General features: G+C 60.5%; 2 protein-coding genes. Both read left to right on the forward strand.

Going from position 1 to position 2,189, the window contains the following annotated elements; translation table 11 throughout:
- Nucleotides 1-1,138 (forward strand): ATP-binding cassette domain-containing protein (locus LD28_RS0111780; RefSeq protein WP_033137162.1); only part of this gene is annotated, 1,138 nt, incomplete at its 5' end.
- On the forward strand, nt 1,135-2,103 hold the full coding sequence (gene rbsC / locus LD28_RS0111785; RefSeq protein ID WP_033137163.1) for a ribose ABC transporter permease: 969 nt from the start codon (nt 1,135-1,137) through the stop codon (nt 2,101-2,103). The genes LD28_RS0111780 and rbsC, both read left to right, overlap by 4 nt.
- The last annotated feature ends 86 nt before the right edge of the window (nt 2,104-2,189 follow it).

Raw genomic sequence — 2,189 nt, forward strand, 5'->3', positions numbered from 1 at the left:
GCTGGCGCGACTTGGCGTCAAGCATGGGCCGGATACCCGGCTCGGAGATCTCTCCATCGGCGAACAGCAGATGGTGGAGATTGCCAAGGCGCTGTCGTTCGAAGCCTGCGTCATCATCATGGACGAGCCGACCGATGCGCTGACCGATACCGAGACCGAGCAGCTGTTCAAGGTTATCCGCGAGCTGCGTGAGCAGGGTTGCGGCATCGTCTATATCTCCCATCGCCTCAAGGAGATCTTCGAGATCTGCGATCGGGTCACCGTGCTGCGCGATGGCAAGTGGATCGGCGAGAAGGCGGTGAGCGATCTGGATGAGGACAAGATCATCGAGATGATGGTGGGTCGCCGTCTGGAAGAGCAGTACCCGCGTCTTGAGCGCGAGCTCGGCCCCGTCAGCCTGCAGGTGAAGGATCTGGCCGGTCCCGGCGTGCGCGGGGTGAGCTTCTCCCTGCGTCAGGGGGAAATTCTGGGCTTTAGCGGCCTGATGGGTTCCGGCCGTACCGAGCTGATGAAGCTTATCTATGGCGCCAGCCCCATCAGTGCCGGTGAAGTGGCAGTGGACGGTCATGCTCTGGTGCCCAAAAGCCCGGCCGATGGTCTGGCCGCAGGCATCGCCTATATCTCCGAGGATCGCAAGGGGGATGGCCTGGTGCTGGAGCTGTCGGTGCGCGAAAACATGAGTCTCTGCGCTCTCGACGAGTTCATCAGCAACGGCAAGATCGACGGCAAGGCCGAACGGCAGGCGGTGAGCGACTATGTGCGCCTGTTCAACATCAAGACCCCGAGTCAGGATCAGCTGATAAAGCTGCTCTCCGGCGGCAATCAGCAGAAGGTGGCCATCGCCAAGGGGCTGCTGACCCGGCCCAAGGTGCTGATCCTCGACGAGCCGACCCGCGGCGTCGACGTGGGGGCAAAAAAGGAAATCTATCAGCTGATCAACCAGTTCAAGAAGGAGGGGATGAGCATCATTCTGGTCTCCTCCGAGATGCCGGAAGTGCTCGGCATGAGTGATCGCATCATGGTGATGCACGAAGGGCGCATCAGCGCAGAGTTCAACACCCGCGATGCCAATCAGGAGAAGCTGATGGCAGCGGCAGTCGGTAAACAGTGGCAAGCAGAGCAAGAGGCATCCCAATGACAACCCAAACCCTTTCCCGCCGTGGCGTCATGAGCAAGGCGTGGTGGATCGATAACAAATCCCTGGTCGCGCTGCTGGTCCTGATTGGTGTGGTCTCTTTCCTGAGCCCCAACTTCTTCACCGCCGACAACCTGCTCAACATCCTGCGCCAGACCTCGGTCAACGCCATCATGGCCGTCGGCATGACACTGGTTATCCTCACCGCCGGTATCGATCTATCGGTCGGCTCGGTGCTGGCCCTGTGCGGCGCGTTGGCGGCCACCATGGTCGCCATGGAGCTGCCGATCTGGCTGGTGGTGCCCCTCACCCTGGGTGCCGGTGCCCTGCTTGGCGGTGTCAGCGGCCTCATCATTGCCAAGGGCAAGGTGCAGGCGTTCATCGCCACCCTGGTCACCATGACCGCCCTGCGCGGCTTCACCATGGTCTATACCGAAGGGCGTCCCATCTCCACTGGCTTCAGTGACGGCGCCGATCAATTCGCCTGGCTCGGTACCGGTTACCTGTTCGGTCTGCCAGTGCCCATCTGGCTGATGGCCATCGTCTTCCTGCTCGCCTGGTTCATGCTCAACCACACCCGTCTCGGTCGCTACATCTACGCCCTGGGCGGTAACGAATCTGCGACCCGCCTCTCAGGTATCAATGTGGATCGGGTGAAGCTGGCGGTGTATGGTCTGTGCGGCGCACTCTCGGCACTGGCAGGGCTTATCGTTACCTCTCGCCTCTCCTCTGCCCAGCCCACTGCGGGCATGGGTTACGAGCTGGATGCCATCGCTGCGGTGGTGCTGGGTGGTACCAGCCTGATGGGGGGCAAGGGCCGCATCATGGGGACCCTGATCGGTGCCTTGATCATCGGCTTCCTCAACAACGCCCTCAACCTGCTCGATGTATCGTCCTATTACCAGATGATCGCCAAGGCCAGCGTGATCTTGCTTGCCGTGATGATCGATAACAAAAGCAATCGTTAATAACGTACGACATGCCACACACAAGGAATGAAATGATGAAAAAGCTCAATACCCTGCTCGCTGCCGCCATCATGTCCGTGCTGGGC

Source organism: Aeromonas finlandensis (assembly GCF_000764645.1).
In the GTDB taxonomy this organism is placed as follows: domain Bacteria; phylum Pseudomonadota; class Gammaproteobacteria; order Enterobacterales; family Aeromonadaceae; genus Aeromonas; species Aeromonas finlandensis.